The 19,374-nt window shown below is 35.8% G+C and carries 19 protein-coding genes; 14 read left to right on the top strand and 5 right to left on the bottom strand.

Features of this window, described 5'->3' with window-relative positions:
- Positions 1-63 precede the first annotated feature (63 nt).
- A complete protein-coding gene (locus ACFO3L_RS03950; RefSeq protein ID WP_379964059.1) occupies positions 64-981 on the bottom strand; it encodes a helix-turn-helix domain-containing protein in 918 nt (305 codons plus the stop codon).
- Between the two features lie 326 nt (positions 982-1,307).
- Here ACFO3L_RS03950 and ACFO3L_RS03945 point away from each other — a divergent pair, with 326 nt between their 5' ends.
- From ACFO3L_RS03945 to ACFO3L_RS03925, 5 genes are all read left to right on the top strand, one after another.
- On the top strand, positions 1,308-4,676 hold the full coding sequence (locus ACFO3L_RS03945) for a SpaA isopeptide-forming pilin-related protein (protein WP_379964057.1): 3,369 nt from the start codon (positions 1,308-1,310) through the stop codon (positions 4,674-4,676).
- Position 4,677: 1 nt separating this feature from the next.
- Complete coding sequence (locus ACFO3L_RS03940; RefSeq protein ID WP_379964055.1) at positions 4,678-5,421, top strand: pilin N-terminal domain-containing protein; 744 nt, start codon at positions 4,678-4,680, stop codon at positions 5,419-5,421.
- A 25-nt stretch (positions 5,422-5,446) separates the two neighbouring features.
- A complete protein-coding gene (locus ACFO3L_RS03935) occupies positions 5,447-6,925 on the top strand; it encodes a SpaH/EbpB family LPXTG-anchored major pilin (RefSeq protein ID WP_379964053.1) in 1,479 nt (492 codons plus the stop codon).
- A 123-nt stretch (positions 6,926-7,048) separates the two neighbouring features.
- On the top strand, positions 7,049-8,272 hold the full coding sequence (locus ACFO3L_RS03930) for a class C sortase (RefSeq protein WP_379964051.1): 1,224 nt from the start codon (positions 7,049-7,051) through the stop codon (positions 8,270-8,272).
- A gap of 1 nt (position 8,273) precedes the next feature.
- On the top strand, positions 8,274-9,410 hold the full coding sequence (locus ACFO3L_RS03925) for a class C sortase (RefSeq protein ID WP_379964049.1): 1,137 nt from the start codon (positions 8,274-8,276) through the stop codon (positions 9,408-9,410).
- Between the two features lie 50 nt (positions 9,411-9,460).
- On the opposite strand, the gene ACFO3L_RS03920 is transcribed toward ACFO3L_RS03925, so the two are convergent.
- Complete coding sequence (locus tag ACFO3L_RS03920; protein ID WP_379964047.1) at positions 9,461-9,646, bottom strand: hypothetical protein; 186 nt, start codon at positions 9,644-9,646, stop codon at positions 9,461-9,463.
- A 160-nt stretch (positions 9,647-9,806) separates the two neighbouring features.
- Here ACFO3L_RS03920 and ACFO3L_RS03915 point away from each other — a divergent pair, with 160 nt between their 5' ends.
- From ACFO3L_RS03915 to yihA, 7 genes are all read left to right on the top strand, one after another.
- Entirely contained in the window at positions 9,807-10,028 is a 222-nt protein-coding gene (locus tag ACFO3L_RS03915) for a heavy-metal-associated domain-containing protein (protein ID WP_379964045.1), read from the top strand.
- Positions 10,029-10,044: 16 nt separating this feature from the next.
- Positions 10,045-10,704 carry a Crp/Fnr family transcriptional regulator gene (locus tag ACFO3L_RS03910; RefSeq protein WP_379964043.1) on the top strand — a complete coding sequence of 220 codons (660 nt, stop codon included), beginning with the start codon at positions 10,045-10,047 and terminating at the stop codon, positions 10,702-10,704.
- A gap of 81 nt (positions 10,705-10,785) precedes the next feature.
- Positions 10,786-11,070, top strand: a complete 285-nt coding sequence (locus tag ACFO3L_RS03905) for a hypothetical protein (protein WP_379964041.1) — start codon at positions 10,786-10,788, stop codon at positions 11,068-11,070.
- Between the two features lie 15 nt (positions 11,071-11,085).
- A complete protein-coding gene (locus tag ACFO3L_RS03900; RefSeq protein ID WP_379964039.1) occupies positions 11,086-12,015 on the top strand; it encodes an outer membrane protein assembly factor BamD in 930 nt (309 codons plus the stop codon).
- A 111-nt stretch (positions 12,016-12,126) separates the two neighbouring features.
- On the top strand, positions 12,127-13,410 hold the full coding sequence (gene tig / locus ACFO3L_RS03895) for a trigger factor (RefSeq protein ID WP_379964036.1): 1,284 nt from the start codon (positions 12,127-12,129) through the stop codon (positions 13,408-13,410).
- Positions 13,411-13,795: 385 nt separating this feature from the next.
- Positions 13,796-15,034: an ATP-dependent Clp protease ATP-binding subunit ClpX gene (gene clpX / locus ACFO3L_RS03890; RefSeq protein WP_379964034.1), complete on the top strand. Its 1,239-nt coding sequence runs from the start codon at positions 13,796-13,798 to the stop codon at positions 15,032-15,034.
- Positions 15,035-15,104: 70 nt separating this feature from the next.
- The gene (gene yihA, locus ACFO3L_RS03885; protein ID WP_379964032.1) at positions 15,105-15,689 is read left to right on the top strand and encodes a ribosome biogenesis GTP-binding protein YihA/YsxC; all 585 of its coding nucleotides are present in this window, start codon (positions 15,105-15,107) and stop codon (positions 15,687-15,689) included.
- Positions 15,690-15,737: 48 nt separating this feature from the next.
- Here the strand turns inward: yihA and ACFO3L_RS03880 are convergent, their stop codons facing one another.
- From ACFO3L_RS03880 to ACFO3L_RS03870, 3 genes are all read right to left on the bottom strand, one after another.
- Positions 15,738-15,902 (bottom strand): SPJ_0845 family protein, encoded by a 165-nt coding sequence (locus ACFO3L_RS03880; protein WP_379964030.1) that lies wholly within the window; start codon positions 15,900-15,902, stop codon positions 15,738-15,740.
- A gap of 27 nt (positions 15,903-15,929) precedes the next feature.
- Entirely contained in the window at positions 15,930-16,373 is a 444-nt protein-coding gene (locus ACFO3L_RS03875; protein WP_379964028.1) for a hypothetical protein, read from the bottom strand.
- Positions 16,374-16,467: 94 nt separating this feature from the next.
- The gene (locus ACFO3L_RS03870; RefSeq protein ID WP_379964026.1) at positions 16,468-16,995 is read right to left on the bottom strand and encodes a DUF308 domain-containing protein; all 528 of its coding nucleotides are present in this window, start codon (positions 16,993-16,995) and stop codon (positions 16,468-16,470) included.
- Positions 16,996-17,400: 405 nt separating this feature from the next.
- Between ACFO3L_RS03870 and ACFO3L_RS03865 the strand changes: the two genes are divergently transcribed.
- Positions 17,401-18,525 carry a M20/M25/M40 family metallo-hydrolase gene (locus ACFO3L_RS03865; RefSeq protein ID WP_379964024.1) on the top strand — a complete coding sequence of 375 codons (1,125 nt, stop codon included), beginning with the start codon at positions 17,401-17,403 and terminating at the stop codon, positions 18,523-18,525.
- Positions 18,518-19,357: a YitT family protein gene (locus ACFO3L_RS03860; protein ID WP_379964022.1), complete on the top strand. Its 840-nt coding sequence runs from the start codon at positions 18,518-18,520 to the stop codon at positions 19,355-19,357. Before ACFO3L_RS03865 ends, ACFO3L_RS03860 begins: the two co-directional genes overlap by 8 nt.
- The last annotated feature ends 17 nt before the right edge of the window (positions 19,358-19,374 follow it).

The raw sequence follows: 19,374 nt of genomic DNA, 5'->3' as shown, positions 1-19,374 counted from the left end.
ACTTTCTGATTCTAAGTATAATGGGAGATTTGAATATTTTACATATACTCTGTGATTACTCGCTTACTTTTGAAAAGCAGCAATCCAATTTCCACTATCCTTTAACGCGTTGGGAATGGCGGAATCTTTAAAAATGACACCAAAATTATAATCAAATAATTCAGAGGAATAAAGAAATAGCAAAAAGAACTGCCATTCGATTAAAGACCAGTTGTTCAAAAAGAGTGGTTTTGCGGGGAAGTGGAACTGGTGGAATATTTCTTCTTCTTCATTTGATAATTGGAAAGGAACACCAGAATGAACACCGTGCTCATAGGCGTAATAAACGAGTGCAAAGACGTCAAATTCTTTCATTGTTAAATGAATCTCAAGATAGTCTAGAATTTTTAGTGAGCGCGATTCAAATATTCCTGGCTCATCGAGAAGTGGTAACGATGTCAATTGACGATAAAGTAAAAATAAAAACGAAAAATAGAACGAGCGAATCGCAAATTCTGATCCTGTAAGTTTGATTTTCTGAGCAAAAGTAATATGAATGTCATATTTGTTTAAATTAGTGTTAATGCTCTTAACTTTCCGTCGTAAAGTGGATTCGCTGATATGTTGTTCTTCGTAAAAATCAACAGAAGTTAATTCGCGGTAGTGGAGAATTTTTCGAAGTAGAATGAAAGACAAATCTTGTTCAGCATAAAAATTGATTAGTTGTTTTAGCGTGACATTATTCCTTGTTAAACGAATACCGTAACGTTTACTAATGATTAATTCGCATTCACTACTTGGGTGTAAAGCCTGCAAATCATCCTTTAGGAGTCGACAAGTTTGTTGAATTGTATCGGCACTAAAATGAGAGATTCTCTGAGCGATTTCATTAGTCGTTAAGAAATTATCCGCGTCATCTAATAATTGCAACAGTTGTGTTTTCAATAAAAATTCTTTATCTAACCCAAGGAGCATGATTGATTGCTTGTGTTCATTCTTCATCTTCTTCTACCTCCTATACTGAACATTATACGCCATTTTTTTATAATAACTATGTCCAAATATTCGCGTTTTATTACCGATAATAAGAATATGAAAATTAGATTAGAGAATGATAAGATTTATATAGTTAGTCATGATAAATATTGTTATCTAAGGAAACATTTATGGTAGCCATCCGACTGTTGGATTTGTTTTTTTGACGTTACTTAATATGAAGAATATTTGTCTTTCACGCAGGTTTTTTCTAATCGTGACAAGTATTTACTTTCCTCGATATTAAAAAATCTGGAAATATCATATTTGGAAAGAGGATGGGAGGGTAGACAATGAGAAAAAAAGGAATGGTGTGGTTTTCGTTATTACTATTATTAATCAGTTTTTTGCCGAGTTTCCTTCAGGCATATGTAGTGCACGCGCAATCGCCAGATGAGGTGAAGCAGACAGTGATTCAAAGTAACTACTTAAATGTTTCGACAACAGCGAAACAAGTAGATCAAGAATTACTATGGGAAATTGATTATTCAATAGGTGTTCCCGCTGAAAATCATACACGAAGAATCAAAATCAAAGTGTTTAATCAAGACGAAAGGAATGTAATCCAACCAGAACAACTTTCAGGTTGGGTAACTAGTGCGGATAATTGGTTTCAAACGGAAGCACTTAGTCAAACAGGAAAAGGAAAAGTCGTTATTCGAACCGCTTTGGACGTTAAAGAACTTCAATTAAAAGTTCAGTTAGATGAAGAAGTGATCAATGAAATTGAAGTCGCAGGTGAATCACCTGACGAAACAACGACTACCCAAGAAAAAGTCTTCACAGAAAATATCTTAGAAGCGCCATTTGCTAATTCTCACACGTTGTCCGCTCCGATTGTTCAGGCCTCAGCTGAAAGTACTTCATCAAGTACATCAGTTGAAGAATCCCCCGTTGAAACGACCGAAGCAGACAGTCAAGTGACAGAAACAGATACATCAGAAGAATCGACAAATACAACCGAAACAAGCAAAACGGAATCTTCCCCAAGTGAAAGTAGTGAAAAAGAGAGTACAGAAACGTCGTCAAGTCAAGCAGAGACATTGATTAATAACTTTAACTACAATATGGGAATCATGCCATTTGCAGTTGCACCTTATGTAGATCCTTTTGCATATACTCCTGATGGCGGAAAATTTCCAACACATGGTACAAATAACTATACGGTAACTTTAGACGATCTAGATATTAAAAATTATAATTATAGTAGCAATACAGATCCTAAAGCAGGCGTCCCCCCTATAAAAAATGTTTTATCTGGGAATATGAATTTCGACAATGGTTACCATGCTTATAAGGTTACTGATAACCCAGCTCAAGATATTTATATGAAAAAAATTGCGATGCCTACCGACGATCCAACGAAATTTAAAATTCAACTAGATATGATTGGTGGCTATTTGGAAACTAGAAAAAATGTCGATGTTGTCTTTGTGGTAGATAAGTCTGGGAGTATGCAAGGCAGCAATTGGTCAGCACTAAATAATGCTCTAAGCACATTTGCTAATGGTTTACTAGGAAATGTTAATAATCCAGATGGAGCAGTAAAGCTGGGTTTAGCTTCGTTTGGTGGTGTACAAGAAAATCAAACTTGGAGAGCTTTTGGTGAAGTTGGAAATTTTGGAGGCTTGCAGGGAAACTATACTGGATTTACAACAAGTGCAAGTTCTTTTCTAAATCATAAGATTTTAACGGTAACCCCAACAGGAGGAACACCAACATTTCTCGGATTGGATGCAGGACTGGAGTTACTAACGAATACCGCCTATAATTCTCGCTCAAATGCTGAAAAAGTTTTAATCATTTTAACTGACGGGCAGCCAACCTATGCACCTACTGGTAGATACACAGGGATAAGACAAACATCAACTATTGCTAACAATCGCATGACTCGAACAACACCATCAAGTACTGTTGAGAGATTTACAGCAGGTTCAGGGTTATTTACTGGAGATGGATCAAGCACACCACAAACAACTAGAGACGCGATTATTTCACATGCTAACAGTCGTACAAGTAGTTATCCTGGAATTGAACGCTATGCAATTGGATTTAACGTAGATAATGTAGGTGATATTCTAGCAGCTTTAGGGCCTAAAGGACAGTATTCAGCAACGAATCAGGCCAATCTAACAACTGTTTTGAATATTATTAAACAAAAAATATTAGATATTAGTTCACTAATTAGAGATGCTAAGGTCTTTGACCCAATGAGTCAATATGTGGATTTAAATGCAACAACAGTTAAAACCTCAGCGTTACAAGTCAATCTGACGTCTCCAAGAACGATGACTGTGATCCCATCTACTGGTGGGAATTATCCAGAATATGCTCAAAATGTTGTGATTGACAAAACAGGAAATAAAGTTAATTTGTCAAACTTAACCTTGTCCGGAAGTAGTACGAAACTAGATGGATTCAGGGTTGAATATGAAGTAACGCTAAAAGATGCGTATCAAGACGGGAAATTTTATCCTACTAATGGACCAACCTATTTAGCAGACGAAAACTATCCAAACCCATTTGGTTTTGCTGTTCCATCTGTTAAGCATTATAAAACCATCAATATCCCAGTCGAAAAAATCTGGAATGATGATAATAATGATTGGAATACACGTCAAGATATTACTTTACAATTACAGCGTCAAAATGGAAGTAACTGGGAGAATGTAGCGAATAATGCCTTTGCAATTGCTAAAACAGCAACAGGAAATGCGCTTAAACATACTTTCTCTAATTTACCATCATATGCTAATGGACAAGCAATCAACTATCGAATTGTTGAAATACCTGATCGAGTATTAGGATATGATCCAGGAGTTACAACGCCAGTATCAACGAATGTGCAAGCGAATGATAAAACGTTGAAGATGACAAATAATCTGAAAAAAATACCTTTAGGTAAATTTACAAAAATCAATCAAAATGGTGATCGATTGACGGGCGTAAAATTCAAATTATTTAAGTCAGACGGCACGACTCAAATTGGAGCTGAAAAAACATCTATAGCTAATGGTGAGGTTGATTTTAGTGATATTCAATTACCAGTAGGTACGTATATCTTAAGGGAAACAGAGGCGCTTCCTGGCTATGAAACGGCGCCAGATAAGACTATTATCGTTACGGATACAGGAACGACAACAGCGAACCTTGTTATTACGGGACTGGATGAGAAACCAAATGAAGATGGGAACCAAGTTGTCAACCATCTACGATTATTTACATTAAAAGTAACAAAAGAAGATAATCACGGGAATGCGTTAGAAGGTGCAACCTTTACTTTGAAACGCACGATTCCAACGCCGGAAACACCAATCTCAGGAACCACAAACCAAAATATATTTACTTTTGCAGGATTGTCTGCTGGAACGTACATTCTAACAGAAACAAGTCCACCGAATGGATATATTGGAGTTGAAGCAATGACCGTGGTGATTAGTGCCAATGGTCAAGTAACGATTAATGGAGTTGTCCAAGAGGCTACTCCAACTGAAGGTGAAACACTAATCGAATTAACTGTAAAAAATAAAGAAAAAGGTCAATTGCCTTCAACTGGTGGTCATGGAACCCAACAATTCTTAGTTGCTGCACTCGTTTTAGCTGGTATTGCAGGAGCTATCGCAGTCTACTATGTCTATCGTAACCGAAAGGAGGCAGAGTAAGATGAAACTAAGAAAAATATTTGCTAGTTTTGTATTAGTCTTTCTCTTAGCACCTTTAGTAGAGGTTGGACAAAGAGAGGTACGAGCGATAGAAAATCCAGAGACAGCAACTTTTGTCTTACATAAGCGTGTGTTTGATGACAATATGCCAGAGTATAAAGAAAATACGGGTTTAGAAATGCCTGATTTTGGTGGAAGAGCACTTAATGGAGCAGGATTTACAGTTTACGACGTAACAGCTAAGTATCATGCAGCACTTGTTGGAAAAACACAAGCAGAAGCAATAGCTGCGGTAATTGATGAATATAATGATGATGCTGTTGGATTTACGAAGGTAGGAAATGAACAATTTACTGCGGATCCAGAGGGAACAACAAAATTTGTCGATTTACCTTTGTATTCAAATGATATAGACGCAGCATATTTATTCGTTGAAACAACCACACCTACTAATCTAAATATTGTTCAAAATGCCATACCTGTATTAGTTAGTTTACCAATAGAAGATCCTACGAACGAAGGGCAATCCCTAACTACCATTAACTTATATCCAAAAAATGTTTCTCGTGAAGAACCAAAACCCACGCCAAAACCGGAACCGAAACCTACTCCAAAGCCAAAACCGCCTGGTCGCTTACCACAAACAGGTGAAGCGAAAACGATGATTGGATTATTCGGTGTATTGATTGTTGGAACGGTGAGTATCATTTGGTTCAAAAGAAATTCTAGTAAAAAAACAAATTAAAAAGATAAAGCAGGAGGAAGAGAAAATGAATATTGGGAAGAAAATTTGGAAAATTGCTATTGCTGCTTTGTTAATTGCACCACTATTTGCTGGTAGTTTGAATGCTTCTGCAGTCACTGAAGGAAATGTCGATGTAACAGTTCATAAGCGTGTGTTTGACGACAATATGCCAGAGTATAAAGAAAATACGGGCTTAGAAATGCCTGATTTTGGTGGAAGAGCACTTAATGGAGCAGGATTTACAGTTTACGACGTAACAGCTCAGTATCATGCAGCGCTTGTTGGAAAAACACAAGCAGAAGCGATGGCTACGGTAATCGATGAATACAACGATGATGATACTGGATTTACGAAGGTGGGAAATGAGCAATTTACTGCAGATCCAGATGGAACAACAAAATTTGCCAATCTACCTTTGTATTCAAATGATTTAGATGCAGCATATCTATTCGTTGAAACAACTACACCTGCTAAACCAAACATTGTTCAAAAAGCCGCACCATTTATTTTATCGATGCCAATCTATACAGCGATGGATAGTACAGGGGTATTAAATACTGATATTCACGTATATCCAAAAAACGTAACAGCTAAAGATACAAAAGTTCTTGAAAATGCGGAAGATTTTGGAACGATTACCTTGGAAACAGGTGGACAATCCTATCCTAACGTTCAAATTGGCGATATCTTAAACTATAAATTAACGATTAATGTACCTGTGGATATTGCGGATTTAACAAGCTTTAAAGTTAAAGATACTCCAGGAGCAGGGATGGCATTAGCGCCAACACCTAATATTGTTGTAGCTGGACTAACAGCAGGAGCTGGGAATGACTATACTATTTCAACAGCGGAAAATATTTTGGAATTAACGTTTGATACAGCGAAACTTGCAGCAGCAGGACTTGCAGGACAAACATTAACCATTACTTACGATATGGTCCTAACAGCTGAGGCAATCCCTGATACACCAATTAAAAACTCAGCGACAACGATTCAAAATGAGACTGAAATAGGTATTACGCCTCCTCCAGGTGTTGTAACGGGTGGTAAACAATTTATCAAACATGATAAACATACAGCTAAGGCATTAGCCGGGGCTAAATTTAAAGTAACAAATGGAACGCAGTGGGCGAAATTTATTGTAAATACAAAAGGTGAGTACGCATTTAATGGCTGGGGAACTGAAGCGCAAGCAACTGAAGTTGTTACAGGTACAGATGGCGTATTTAAAGTTATTGGATTAACAGCAGGCAACTATCAATTGAAAGAAACATTTGCACCGAATGGCTATGTATTGTTAGCAGATAACGTGAGCTTCACAGTAGTGGCAAACGGTTACGGCTCAACAGATGCTTTACGTCAAACTGTAAACAACGTACCTAAAGGCCTTCTTCCTTCTACTGGTGGAACAGGAATCTACGCATTCTTAATCATCGGTTCAATGATGATGGCGGGCGCATACTTCTGGTTTAAACGTTCAAAAGAACATGCAGAAGTTTAACAATTGAATAAGGAGTAGTTGAAGTACGAAACATCGTACTTCAACTGCTTAAAATTTAACGGTGGGGTGGATTGGATGATCTATCTCACCGTTAAATTTTAAGCTGAAAAAGGGAGTGAGGAGATGGAGCCACATAAAAAAAGAAACTCACGAATGAAAAGGGAGCAGATGAATGTTCTTTTGAAAGTTATCATGTTTACACTCTTTGTATCAGGAGCAGGTATTTTTGCTTATCCATTTATTTCTGATGCGGTGAATAACTATTATGATCAAAAAAATCTTGCACAAATGCAAGTCGAAACAGAACAAGAAAATATAAATCAACTTCAAAAACAAAAGGAAGAGTTGGCTAGAAAAAATGAGGAGTTGTTAGCAGAAGGAAAATTAAATAATATTCCTGGTATGGGATTAATCGAAGATCCTTTTGATGAAGCGATAGGCAATCAAGAATCTCCGGGACGTGAATACTTTGAAGAGTACACAGTTGGAGCGGTCTATATCCCAGCCATTCATGTTAGCTTACCCTTATTTCGTGAGACCAATAACCTTTTGTTAGAAAAAGGAGCAACAATTTTACAGGGGACATCTTTTCCAATTGGTGGACCGAGTACGCATTCCGTGATTACTGGTCACAGCGGAATCCCTGAGAAAAAACTCTTTACCGACTTAGAAAAATTAAAAGTGGGCGATTTATTTTTTGTAGATATTGCCGGTGAAAAATTAGCCTATGAAATTTTTGAATTTGATGTTGTATTACCCCACGAATTTGAATCGTTAGTAATTCAAGACGGAGAGGACCTCGTAACACTCTTAACGTGTACACCCTACATGATTAATACACATCGTTTATTAGTAACAGGCAAACGCATACCGTACCCAGAAGAAGAAATAAAAGAAGAAGTCGAAGCGACTCAACAATATCATCGTCGTCGTTTCCAAATATACATGCTTTTAATTCCCCTATTTTTTATTTTAACTTTTTACTGGATGTGGCGTAAATATGTTTATTATCAAAGCATGAAAAAAACGTATGATTTTGAATTTTATTATTTTGAAAATGGCGTAGTGAAACCGGGCGTGGCGTTTACTTTAGTCGGGAAAGGCGGAAAAGCAGTCCGCAATTCACAAAAAGAGCCCATGATAACGGTTAGTGATTCAAATGGGCTAGTCGTCTTTAAACAAATTCCTGGCGGTTTCTATCGTGCGATTAATCAGGATAAAAAGCTTAAAATACGGGGGAAAGTTGCTCGTTTAAAAGATCCGATATTTAAAATTACTTCCCCTGTTTTTAAACGGAAAGTGGTTAAAAGTCCAAAAAAAGCCTATCAGATTAACGAGGTGAGTTGACATGTCTAAAAAACGAAAAAGAAATCCTTTAATTGCAAAAGTTGCAATGGTTCTGATTTTTTTAGTTGGCTGTTTAATTATGTTTTATCCATTTTATATCGATGCATTGAACAGTTATCTTGATGAAATTCGACTCGAAAGTTTCCAAAAAAAAGAAGCCGCTGAATATCAAGCACAACAAAAAGCATTACTTGAAAAAAATGAGCAGCTTAAAGAATCGGGATTGGAAATTGGTGCAGATCCGTTTGATGAAACGGTCACTCAGAGTGTTTCACAAGAAGAATACGATCAACATTTGCTAGGGACAATTAATATTCCAAAGTTAGCTTTGGATATTCCGTTATTTGATACAACAACTGCTGGTCTACTCGAAGTTGGTGCAACCGTCTTAAATGGGACTTCACAGCCCGTTGGTGGCGAAAGTACGCATTCTGTAATTACTGGGCATCGGGGATTGCCACAGCGTGAACTTTTCACGAATATTCCGAAGCTAGTGAGGGGCGATTTAATCTTATTAAATGTACTGGGTGAAACATTAGCTTATGAAGTGAACGATATTCGTGTGGTTGAACCACATGAAACCGCATCGCTAAAAATCCAAGACAAACAAGATTTAATCACACTTGTGACATGCACACCTTATATGATAAATTCTCACCGACTGCTTGTTACAGGAAAACGTGTGCCATACACACCAGCAATTGCTAAAGTTGCCACTCAAGGAAAAAAGGTACGCAAATGGAAACAGATGGGTATTCTTGTAGGAACCGTCTTATTGATAATTGCTAGTCTGGTTTTGATTATTCGATTGATTTATTTAGAAAGGCTCAAAAAATACCGTTTTGATTTAGACTTGACGCTAGAGGGAACGAATGCGACCTTTCCTGAAAACGTAACGTTGTATAATCATAAAGGGAATAAACCACTAATGCGTAATGGGAAAATATTTCGGATTGAGCCCGATCAAAATGGACGAATTCTATTTGAAGATTTACCTGGTGGGCTTTACCAATTACGCTTTGCAGGTGAAAAAGGACGATTAAAAGCTGGAATTAAGAAAAAAGGACAAAAGCCTCGAATTTATAGCCGGAAATCTTTTAAGAAATTTTCCATCAAACCGACAATGATATTTGCATAAATCTAAAAAATCGATGACTGTATTTCAGCCATCGAGTTTTTCTATCTATTTTACTTTTTTCCTTTTTGGATGGTCATGATTGTAAGCGGTAAGGTTAAAATAAGATAACCAATTAAACTAATCACAAGATAATGTAGCCATGTTCGTTCAATTTTAAAAAGATTTGCTATAGGGATAGCAATGATAATCGATAGAAAATAAAAGACAAATAATTGCACAAAACGCTTGATAGTCATTCAATAACCTTCTTTTCACAAGTAATACTCTCATTGTAGCTGATTAAGACTAGAAAAGCGAAAGATAATTATTTTCTTGATAGCTATCAAGGAATCTCCTAGTTTAATGTTTATACTTAAAGTATAGATAGAAACAAAAGAAGGATTAGGAGTGGTTTAAATGCAAAAAATTATTTTACAATTAGAAGAATTGGTTTGTCCGACTTGTTTACAAAAAATTGAAACAGCAGTCGGAAGTTTAGCAGGTGTACAAAACTTGAAAGTTTTATTTAATGCGAGTAAAGTAAAGGCAGAGATTGATCCAGAAAAAACAACCCTTGAGGATGTCGTAAAAGTGATTGAAGAAGTCGGTTTTGACGTGTTATCAACAAAAGTAAAATAAGTTGAGGAGGGATGAAATGACAGATGAGCATCTATGTGTGTCGCTCGTACCACTGTTTAACCATCTAGATCTTGAAAATCAGCGCTTAATTAATCAAGTTGCGGTCCATAAAACGTTTGAAAAAGGGGAACAGATTATGGTCCCCGGTGGTGCAGAAAGCTTAGCGATTGTCGCTCGTGGGGCAATGAAAGTCTATCAGTTATCCATTAATGGCAAGGAGCAATTACTACGCGTAGTTGAACCTGGAGGGTATGAAGGCGAAAATACGATTTTTGGTGCAATCAATGAGAATTTATTTGTTGAGGCACTGCAAAAAAGTGAAATTTGTATAATCAATAAACAAGATTTTCAAAAGTTACTCGTTTCCTTTCCACAACTAAGTTTAAAGCTGCTATCATTAACTGCAAGTAAGATTACTAGTCTAGAGCAACAGTCACAATTTTTAATGATGGAACGAATTGAGGAACGTTTAGCGACGTATTTGATTGATTTGTATAAAGTCACTAACAATAAACAACTTACCTTACCAATGAAAAAGAAAGAATTGGCGGCTTTTTTAGGAACGACACCAGAGACGTTATCACGCAAATTGAAATTTTTAAGCGATGAAGGTTACTTAAAAATGTATCGTAATCAAATTGAACTATTAGATGTTGAAAGTTTAGAGGAAATCTAAATTTTCAACATTTTTTGTGTTTTTTTGATAGTTATTCGTTACAATAGGAAAAGGTACAGGATACAGAAAAGGGGTAATAAAATGGATGAGAAAAAACAAATGACGTATGGTGATTTGAAAGAAGCGCTTAAAAAAATGGAAGCACTAAATTTGACAGATGAAACAAAAGTTTTCTTAGATACGGGATGGGATAGCATTCAAGAAATTGATTTCGATAGTCTTACTGTTGAACAATCGCAAGTATTTCAAATTGAGGATCCATTAAATGGTGAAATATTTGAAGGTTATAGTTTATTAGAAAAAGCTGAAAAAAATAATGCGAGTGGTCCAGCTGAGACCGTGATTGTTTTAAAACATCTTTATTAGAAAGTTGGTGAAAGCATGTCCGAAATGATTCCATTTCCAGATAAAGAAACACAACTTTTGGCAAGCGGGACACGAAAAATGCTGGCTCAAGATTATTTATCGGCTAAAAAAGATTTTGAAAAGCTTTATAATTTCGCTCCTTCATTTGAAAATGTTCAACAATTAATAGAAGTTTATCGATTACTTGGTGATTTTGAAATTGCTGTTTTTTATGCGCAAGAGTATGAAGCGGAATATCTGTCAAATCCTAATTTTTTTGAACAATATATTCATTTACTTCTATTAGATAAGCAATATTTGTGGGTTCATCGTTTATTAAAAAAACGACCAAATGAAAAACTACAAAAAGACTTAATTCAACTGGAAACGACGCAAGAATTTATTGCAGAATACGATTTGCAACTAAAAGAGCAATTGTTTGCTCAATGGGGCCAGCAAAAACAACCGATTTTTGGTAAGAAGTGGGAATCATGGCTCAAAGGCCTTTCGCTAAGTCGATTTATTTATCTAACTAAAAAGTATTTGCCAACAATCGAGAACTCGTTCTTATTACCTAAAGTTGTCGAAGAGCTTGTTTCATGTGGTGTTAAGGAAACACTTTCTTTCAAAACAATTGATGGACGCCTTCAAACGGTCGATTTGTCGAAAATCCTACCTTTGCCACAAGCACCACAAATGGTGTTGTTTTTAGAGTTAGCAGCAGAAGCATGGGAAAACAAAGACCCGCAGATTGCAGAAGGAATCGCAATGGAAGGGCAAGCGCATTTTTCGTTGCTTTATCCATTTTTACCAGAAGTGTCAGAAATTCCGCGCTGGATTGAAAGTTACAGTTTAGAATACCAGTCGATGTTTGGAAACGAAAAAGCATTAGAATCACTAAAAAACTATAGAAACATTCAGCAAACAAAACAAAAGTTACGTGAAATTTATCAAGAGTTGATGTAAAAGATATTTTTTACTTAAAATGTTTACTTTTATCAAGTGTTAGTGTACTATTTAAAGGTATGCATGAAGCAATTTCATATGTAAATTAATTATTTATTCGGAGGGAAACACATGACTGCAAAATGGGAAAAAACAGCCACAAATGAAGGCGTATTAACATTTTCTGTTAAACAAGAAGATATTCAAAAAGGCTTAACAATTGCCTTTGACAAAGTTAAAAAGAACTTAAACGTACCGGGATTCCGTAAAGGGAAAGTAAGCCGTAGCGTATTTAACCGTATGTATGGTGAAGAAGCTTTATATGAAGATGCTTTAAATGCTGTTTTACCAGCAAACTATGATGCAGCAGTTGCTGAAGCTGGAATTGATCCAGTATCACGCCCTGAAATCGATGTTGAAAGCATGAACAAAGGTGAAGATTGGGTAATTACTGCGAAAGTTACTGTAAAACCTGAAGTTAAATTAGGTGAATACAAAAACTTAACAGTTGAAAAACAAGACCGTGAAGTAACAGAAGCAGACGTGGATGCACGTATTGCTGACTTACAAAAACAACACGCTGAATTAATCGTTAAAGAAGACGCAGCAATCGATGGTGATACTGTTGTTATCGACTTTGAAGGTTTCGTAGGCGAAGAAGCATTCGAAGGCGGAAAAGGCGAGAACTATTCATTAGAATTAGGTTCTGGTTCGTTCATCCCAGGTTTCGAAGAACAATTAGTAGGGAAAGCTGCTGGCGAATCAACTGACGTAACAGTAACATTCCCAGAAAACTACCAAGCAGAAGACTTAGCTGGTAAAGAAGCAATCTTCAAAGTAACGGTTCACGAAGTTAAAGGTAAAGAATTACCTGAATTAGATGATGAATTTGCGAAAGATGTTGATGATTCAGTTGAAACATTAGCAGAATTAAAAGAAAAATTCTTAGCTGAAATGAAAACAAGCAAAGAAGCAGCTGCAAAAGATGCAGTTGAAGAAGCAGCAATTCGTCTAGCAGTTGAAGGTGCTGAAGTTCTAGAATTACCACACGTAATGGTTCACGATGAAGTACACCGTGCAATGGATGAATTCTTAAACAACATGCAACGTCAAGGTATCCAACCTGAAATGTACTACCAATTAACAAATTCAACAGAAGCTGATCTTCATAAACAATTTGAAGGCGAAGCAGATACTCGCGTGAAAACAAACTTAGTAATTGAAGCAATTGCTAAAGCAGAAGGTTTTGAAGCAACTGCTGAAGAAATCGAAGCTGAAATCAAAGAATTAGCAGAAGGCTACAACATGCCAGAAGCTCAAGTACGTCGTGTATTATCAGAAGATATGTTAAAACATGATATTACAATGAAAAAAGCCGTAGAATTAATTACTTCTACAGCTGTTGAAGCTGAATAATTAATTGTCAGTAACCAAACTGTCTGAGGCTTTGTCTTCAGACAGTTTTTCTGTCTAGAGGTTATAAAATTAGCATTTGGTGATGAGTCATAAGCAAAGAATCGTTTGAAGGTGTTATTTACCTTCAAAAAGAATCTGGCTTATGACCGAATCACAGCTAATTTATACCGTTTAATCTAGAGGTTATAAAATAAGTGTTTAGTGATGAGTCATAGTCTAGTGCTAAGAAACTTTAAATAATTTTTTTAAATTAACATCTTTAGAATTATTTAAGCCAACTAACTTAAAACCTTTTGCTTTTAATTGAACTGTGTTAGAATGTGCAAAGGTTGTTAAATGAAGCTTTTTTCGTTTATATGTAGCAAAACAACAAGGAGTGAACGCTGTGTACGAAAATACCAAAGATAATCATCCAGTACGTTGCTCATTTTGTGGGAAGGCCCAAGATGAAGTAAAAAAAATTGTTGCTGGACCAGGAGTTTACATTTGCGATGAATGTATCGAACTTTGTAAAGATATTCTCGATGAAGAGTTTTTTGAAGAAAGTTCTTTTGAATTTATGGAAGTGCCAAAACCAAAAGAGTTATTGGCAACTTTAAATCAATATGTTATTGGTCAAGATCGTGCAAAACGCGCGTTAGCGGTAGCGGTTTATAACCACTACAAACGTGTCAATGCTGAGATTGATGAAGATGAAGTAGAATTGCAAAAGAGTAATATTTGCTTAATTGGACCAACAGGATCAGGTAAAACCTTTTTAGCTCAAACATTAGCACGTAGTTTGAATGTGCCATTTGCGATTGCCGATGCAACTAGCTTAACAGAAGCGGGATATGTTGGAGATGATGTTGAAAACATTTTATTAAAATTATTACAATCAGCAGACTTTGATGTTGAGCGCGCCCAAAAAGGGATTATCTATATCGATGAGATTGATAAAATTGCTCGTAAAGGTGAAAATGTTTCAATTACTCGTGATGTTTCTGGTGAAGGTGTGCAACAAGCCTTACTGAAAATTTTAGAAGGTACGGTCGCTGGTGTGCCACCACAAGGCGGGCGTAAACACCCACAACAAGAAATGATTCAAATCGATACGACAGATATTTTGTTTATCGTGGGTGGTGCTTTCGATGGAATTGAAACAATCGTTAAAAACCGTATGGGTGAAAAAACAATTGGTTTTGGTGCCAACAATCAAAAAATTGCAGAGAATGAAAGTATTATGAAACATATTATTCCGGAAGATTTATTGAAATTTGGCTTAATCCCTGAATTCATCGGACGTTTACCTGTGATGGCTGCTCTGGATAAGTTAACAGAACAAGATCTTGTTCATATTTTAACGGAGCCAAAAAATGCCTTGGTAAAACAATATAAGAAATTAATTGCTTTGGATGGGACAGTTTTAGAGTTTGAAGACGATGCTCTACATGTCATTGCCAAACAAGCAATTGAACGAAATACCGGTGCGCGTGGTTTACGTTCAATCATTGAAGATATTATGATGGATATTATGTTTGATATTCCATCTGAAGAAGAGATTGAAAAAGTGATTATAACAAAAGAAGCCGCAACACAAAGCAGTCATCCAACGATTATCTATCGCGAGAAGAAAGTCGGATAAAAAAGAGCTGTGACAAATCTGTCACAGCTCTACTGTTGTTTATTTAGTAAAATTTAAAGGAGTGAGGAAAATGAATGTTCATTCAGCAGAAATAGTCATCAGTGCGGTTTCACCCGCTCAATACCCATATACTCAATTACCAGAAATTGCCTTAGCTGGTCGTTCAAACGTTGGAAAATCATCATTTATCAATACGTTAATCAATCGTAAAAACTTAGCACGAACATCTTCAAAACCAGGAAAGACTCAAACACTTAATTTTTATTTAATTGAAGATGCTTTGCATTTTGTCGATGTTCCAGGTTATGGCTATGCGAAAGTTTCAAAAACAGAGCGTGCCAAATGGGGCGAGATGATTGAAACCTATTTAACCAGTCGTGAGCAATTACGAGCAGTGATTTCATTAGTCGATTTAAGACATAAACCGACAGAAGAAGATATTCAAATGTATCAGTTTTTAAAATATTATGAAATTCCAGTCATTGTTGTCGCAACCAAAGCCGATAAAATTCCACGAGGAAAATGGAATAAGCATGAAAGTATTGTCAAAAAAGCTTTAGATTTTGATAAAAATGATGATTTTATTCTTTTCTCATCTGAGACGAAGTTAGGAAAAGAGGCTGCTTGGGCAGCAATTGAAAAACGCATGATTTAACAAAGAAAAGTATCGACACAAAAGCATTTCAGCTCTTGTGTCAATACTTTATTTTTTTTGATCTGCTTGTTTGACTTCTTTAGGATGAGGATTTAAAAATCGCTCAATGTCTTTTTCGTGCTCTTTAGTTTTGTCATCTGATTCATCAGGTAAAATTGCAAATTCTTCAAACATTTTATCTAAAGAATCTTCACGTTGAAATTTTACACCCATTATAACGCCTCCAATTGGAAAGTCAGTTTAATAAATATGAAAGATAGGACTTTTTTTTGTAAAAATCGCATTTTTTTCGAGGCGGTTATCAATCCTCTTGATAAGAGCTTCTGAAGTATCGAAAGCGGCAATATTTTTACGCGCTTTAAGTAAAAGTTCTTTTTCTTTTGACGTTTTTTCTTGACGACGATACAAGTTAGCTAAGCGTTCGACATATTCATAATGCGTATAGTCTGTTTGACTGATAAGGAATAACAAGATATCTTCAGCCTTAGCAAACTCACGATTTGTATAGTATTGAATCGATTCACGATACAGTTTGATTTCAAGTTCATTTAATAATTGAGCTTCTTCTTTTTTTGTACGCCATTCATTGATAGAAATCTTCCCACTAATTTCTCCTGCTTGATCGTAGATGAAAATGACGGGAACATTACTTGGGTGCGATGGATCTTCTGATATTTTTTTCATCCGCTTGACCTCTTTTACGTTCATTTCTCTAATAATACAATAGCAACGTTCAAATTGCTAGATAAGTTCCCTTAAATTAAGAAAGCTTTAACTGTTAATCATTTAATTTTCGTAATTGAAAGTAACCAATCATTTCGGAAATCCCCATAAAGATTAGCACACTACCAATTAAAGTCATAATGCTAGATATCGCATTAAACATTAAAACGAGTCCAAGGATAACTAAAATCAAGCCGTAAATAATCCATGGTAGAAAAGCTTGATTACGATTTTTGAATTCAATTGCCTGTATCACTCGCATGACACCATTAATTAGAATAAAGATTCCTAGTAAAATTGTGGTTAAAGTTAGGAGCGGTTTTGCCAAGACTAAAATTCCCAAAGCAGCAATTAAGAAGAAAATCCCCAAATAAAATTGTAGGCCGGTAATATTGTATTGCCGTTTTTCTTTTAGGGCGCTGAACAAGTTTGTAATACCTAAAAATGCCACATAAGCAGCAATCAGATAAATAACACCTTTAGTGAATTGTTGTGGAAAGAGAAGCGCTAAACCACCAGTAATAAAATATAAAATAGCTTGTAAAAAAGTATAGCGTTGAAATTGCCTAAATATTTTTCTCATTTGTTTTTCTCCTTTCGAAATAACCAGTTTTTATTAAATCTTTACTGTTGAATATGAATAAAATAGATCCACCGAAAGACATTTTTCAAAAAAAACTATCGCATGTATGTTTACCGCTTTTTATGATGATTTTGATTGGTTTTATACTATATAAATCATGTCATAATTTAGAAAATTATTCAAGGATTTGCGTGGAGTTTATTCAAATTATTGTTTTTTATTAAGATAGGGATAAGTAAAAACTTTTTTTAAAAAAAAGATAAATGAATTATTTTTAGGGCGATTTATTTGTTGGATTTCCGCCGAATCAATCTGTTTGATTGTATAGGTTTTCGCTAGGGGAAAAACAATAATCGTAGTATAATGAAAGCGGATACAAAATGAGAATGGAGGTATTTGAGTGCTATGAACAGATTAGTTGAAACGTTTAAAAATCTTGTTGAAATGGATTCCGTTTCAAAAAATGAAGGACCGCTTCATGAATATTTGGTAAATTTACTAAAGGCAATAGGGATGGATGTCATTGAAGATGATTCGATGGAAAAAACTGGATTAGGTGGTAATAACATCATTTCCACATGGCGAGGCTCACTCAATAAACAATCACTCTTTTTCTCTTGTCATACAGATACGGTTATACCAGGGAATGGGATAGAAGTTGTTGAAAAAGAGGGAATTTTGTATTCAAAAGGTGAAACAATTTTAGGGGCGGATGATAAGGCAGGGATTGCGATTTTAATTGAAGCTTGCCAGCGGATTAGGGAAGAAGGAATTGCGACGGGAAATTTTGAGTTTGTCTTCTCACCGGGTGAAGAAATTGGTTTAATAGGCTCTTCTGCGTTAGATATGACTTTAGTAAAATCAGATTTTGGCTACGTATTGGATAGTGCGCTAGAAGTTGGAAGAGTCACGATTGCTAGTCCAACTTTATTTATGTACGATGTAAAAATTCTAGGTAAGGCGGCACATGCGGGACTTGAACCCGAAAAAGGAATATCATGTGTTTCTATTCTTTCAGAAGCTTTGAAAAAAATCAAAATTGGTCGCTTAGATACGAAAACAACCGCTAATATCGGTGTACTTCAAGGTGGGGACGCAACGAATATTGTCATGAATGAATTACTTGTTAAAGGCGAAGTTCGAGCTATTGATCCAGAAGTCGCGAATCAATTAATTGAAGAAATGAAACAAGCTTTTCAAGTTGCTGCCGAAATGTTTGGTGGAAATGTTGAAATCGACGTTAAGAAAATGGCAACAGGCTTCCACATAGAAGATAATCAAGCGCCGATGGCATTATTTCTTCGAGCAGCTGAGTTATTGAGATATCCAGTTATTCGTGAAATTAGTGGTGGGGGAAGTGACGCTAATATTTTTAATTTAGGCGGAAAACCGTGTGTTAATCTTTCCATTGGCTATGACAAAATTCATACAACGGAAGAACTTGTTGTGATTGAAGAAATGGAAAAAGCCGTTCAATTAGTGATTGAATTGTTAAAAAATGCTCCTGAGAAGAGTGAGTACGATGAATAAGCAAGTGAAACAATTTAGTTTCATGTTTCTGGCGATTGTCATTTTGGCGATTAGTATCAACATGTTTCTAGGACCACATCATATCGCGGCCGGGGGTGTTAGTGGTATTGGTATATTACTAGAATCATTAATTGGCATCGATCGCGCGTGGGTGGTTATGGTTTTAAATGGACTGATGTTAGTCTTAGCAGCTATTTTTTTAGGTAAGAAAGTTTTCTTTCGGACATTGTTAGGAAGTATCTTATTTCCTCTTTCGCTTAGATTTGTTCCTCAAGTGATGTTAACACAAGATCGTTTGTTATCTGTGATAATGGGCAGTGTTATTTTTGCGACAGGCGTGGCTATTTTGTATCGTATTCAGTCATCTAGTGGGGGGACGACCATTCCACCTCTAATTTTAGAAAAATACTTTAATATTAATACTTCAGTCGGTTTACTATTCACAGATATGATTATCGTTTTTATGAGTCTGTATGTATTTGGTTTCGAGGAGTTCTTATTCGCAATTCTTTCAATAGGAATTACCTCACTTGTTATGACGTATATTGAGACAGGATTAAAACGACGTAAAGCGATTATGATTTTAAGTTTGGCTCACTCGGAAGAAATTCGTACCGCACTTTTAGAAGAGGTTAATCGAGGCATGACTCTGTTTGATGTTCGTGGAGGTAAAAATAACGAACCAAGAGATATGATTTTAACGGTAATTAAACGACAGGAGTATCCAAAAATTAGAGAAGTGATTGATACGATTGATCCAAATTGTTTTGTTATTGTTTATGAAGTTTCAGAAGTTCATGGCTTAGGTTTTTCATATCATCCGATTCAATAAAAGGTGTAGGAAGATTA

It is taken from the genome of Enterococcus eurekensis, assembly GCF_042654605.1.
Classification (GTDB): Bacteria; Bacillota; Bacilli; order Lactobacillales; family Enterococcaceae; genus Enterococcus_I; species Enterococcus_I eurekensis.
This window is presented reverse-complemented; position numbering and strand designations above follow the sequence as displayed.

Excerpts from the sequence above, each read along its gene's own strand:
- ACFO3L_RS03950 (WP_379964059.1), bottom strand. The coding sequence starts at position 981 with ATGAAGAATGAACACAAGCAATCAATCATGCTCCTTGGGTTAGATAAA.
- ACFO3L_RS03945 (WP_379964057.1), top strand. The coding sequence starts at position 1,308 with ATGAGAAAAAAAGGAATGGTGTGGTTTTCGTTATTACTATTATTAATC.
- ACFO3L_RS03940 (WP_379964055.1), top strand. The coding sequence starts at position 4,678 with ATGAAACTAAGAAAAATATTTGCTAGTTTTGTATTAGTCTTTCTCTTA.
- ACFO3L_RS03935 (WP_379964053.1), top strand. The coding sequence starts at position 5,447 with ATGAATATTGGGAAGAAAATTTGGAAAATTGCTATTGCTGCTTTGTTA.
- ACFO3L_RS03930 (WP_379964051.1), top strand. The coding sequence starts at position 7,049 with ATGGAGCCACATAAAAAAAGAAACTCACGAATGAAAAGGGAGCAGATG.
- ACFO3L_RS03925 (WP_379964049.1), top strand. The coding sequence starts at position 8,274 with ATGTCTAAAAAACGAAAAAGAAATCCTTTAATTGCAAAAGTTGCAATG.
- ACFO3L_RS03920 (WP_379964047.1), bottom strand. The coding sequence starts at position 9,646 with ATGACTATCAAGCGTTTTGTGCAATTATTTGTCTTTTATTTTCTATCG.
- ACFO3L_RS03915 (WP_379964045.1), top strand. The coding sequence starts at position 9,807 with ATGCAAAAAATTATTTTACAATTAGAAGAATTGGTTTGTCCGACTTGT.
- ACFO3L_RS03910 (WP_379964043.1), top strand. The coding sequence starts at position 10,045 with ATGACAGATGAGCATCTATGTGTGTCGCTCGTACCACTGTTTAACCAT.
- ACFO3L_RS03905 (WP_379964041.1), top strand. The coding sequence starts at position 10,786 with ATGGATGAGAAAAAACAAATGACGTATGGTGATTTGAAAGAAGCGCTT.
- ACFO3L_RS03900 (WP_379964039.1), top strand. The coding sequence starts at position 11,086 with ATGTCCGAAATGATTCCATTTCCAGATAAAGAAACACAACTTTTGGCA.
- tig (WP_379964036.1), top strand. The coding sequence starts at position 12,127 with ATGACTGCAAAATGGGAAAAAACAGCCACAAATGAAGGCGTATTAACA.
- yihA (WP_379964032.1), top strand. The coding sequence starts at position 15,105 with ATGAATGTTCATTCAGCAGAAATAGTCATCAGTGCGGTTTCACCCGCT.
- ACFO3L_RS03880 (WP_379964030.1), bottom strand. The coding sequence starts at position 15,902 with ATGGGTGTAAAATTTCAACGTGAAGATTCTTTAGATAAAATGTTTGAA.
- ACFO3L_RS03875 (WP_379964028.1), bottom strand. The coding sequence starts at position 16,373 with ATGAAAAAAATATCAGAAGATCCATCGCACCCAAGTAATGTTCCCGTC.
- ACFO3L_RS03870 (WP_379964026.1), bottom strand. The coding sequence starts at position 16,995 with ATGAGAAAAATATTTAGGCAATTTCAACGCTATACTTTTTTACAAGCT.
- ACFO3L_RS03865 (WP_379964024.1), top strand. The coding sequence starts at position 17,401 with ATGAACAGATTAGTTGAAACGTTTAAAAATCTTGTTGAAATGGATTCC.
- ACFO3L_RS03860 (WP_379964022.1), top strand. The coding sequence starts at position 18,518 with ATGAATAAGCAAGTGAAACAATTTAGTTTCATGTTTCTGGCGATTGTC.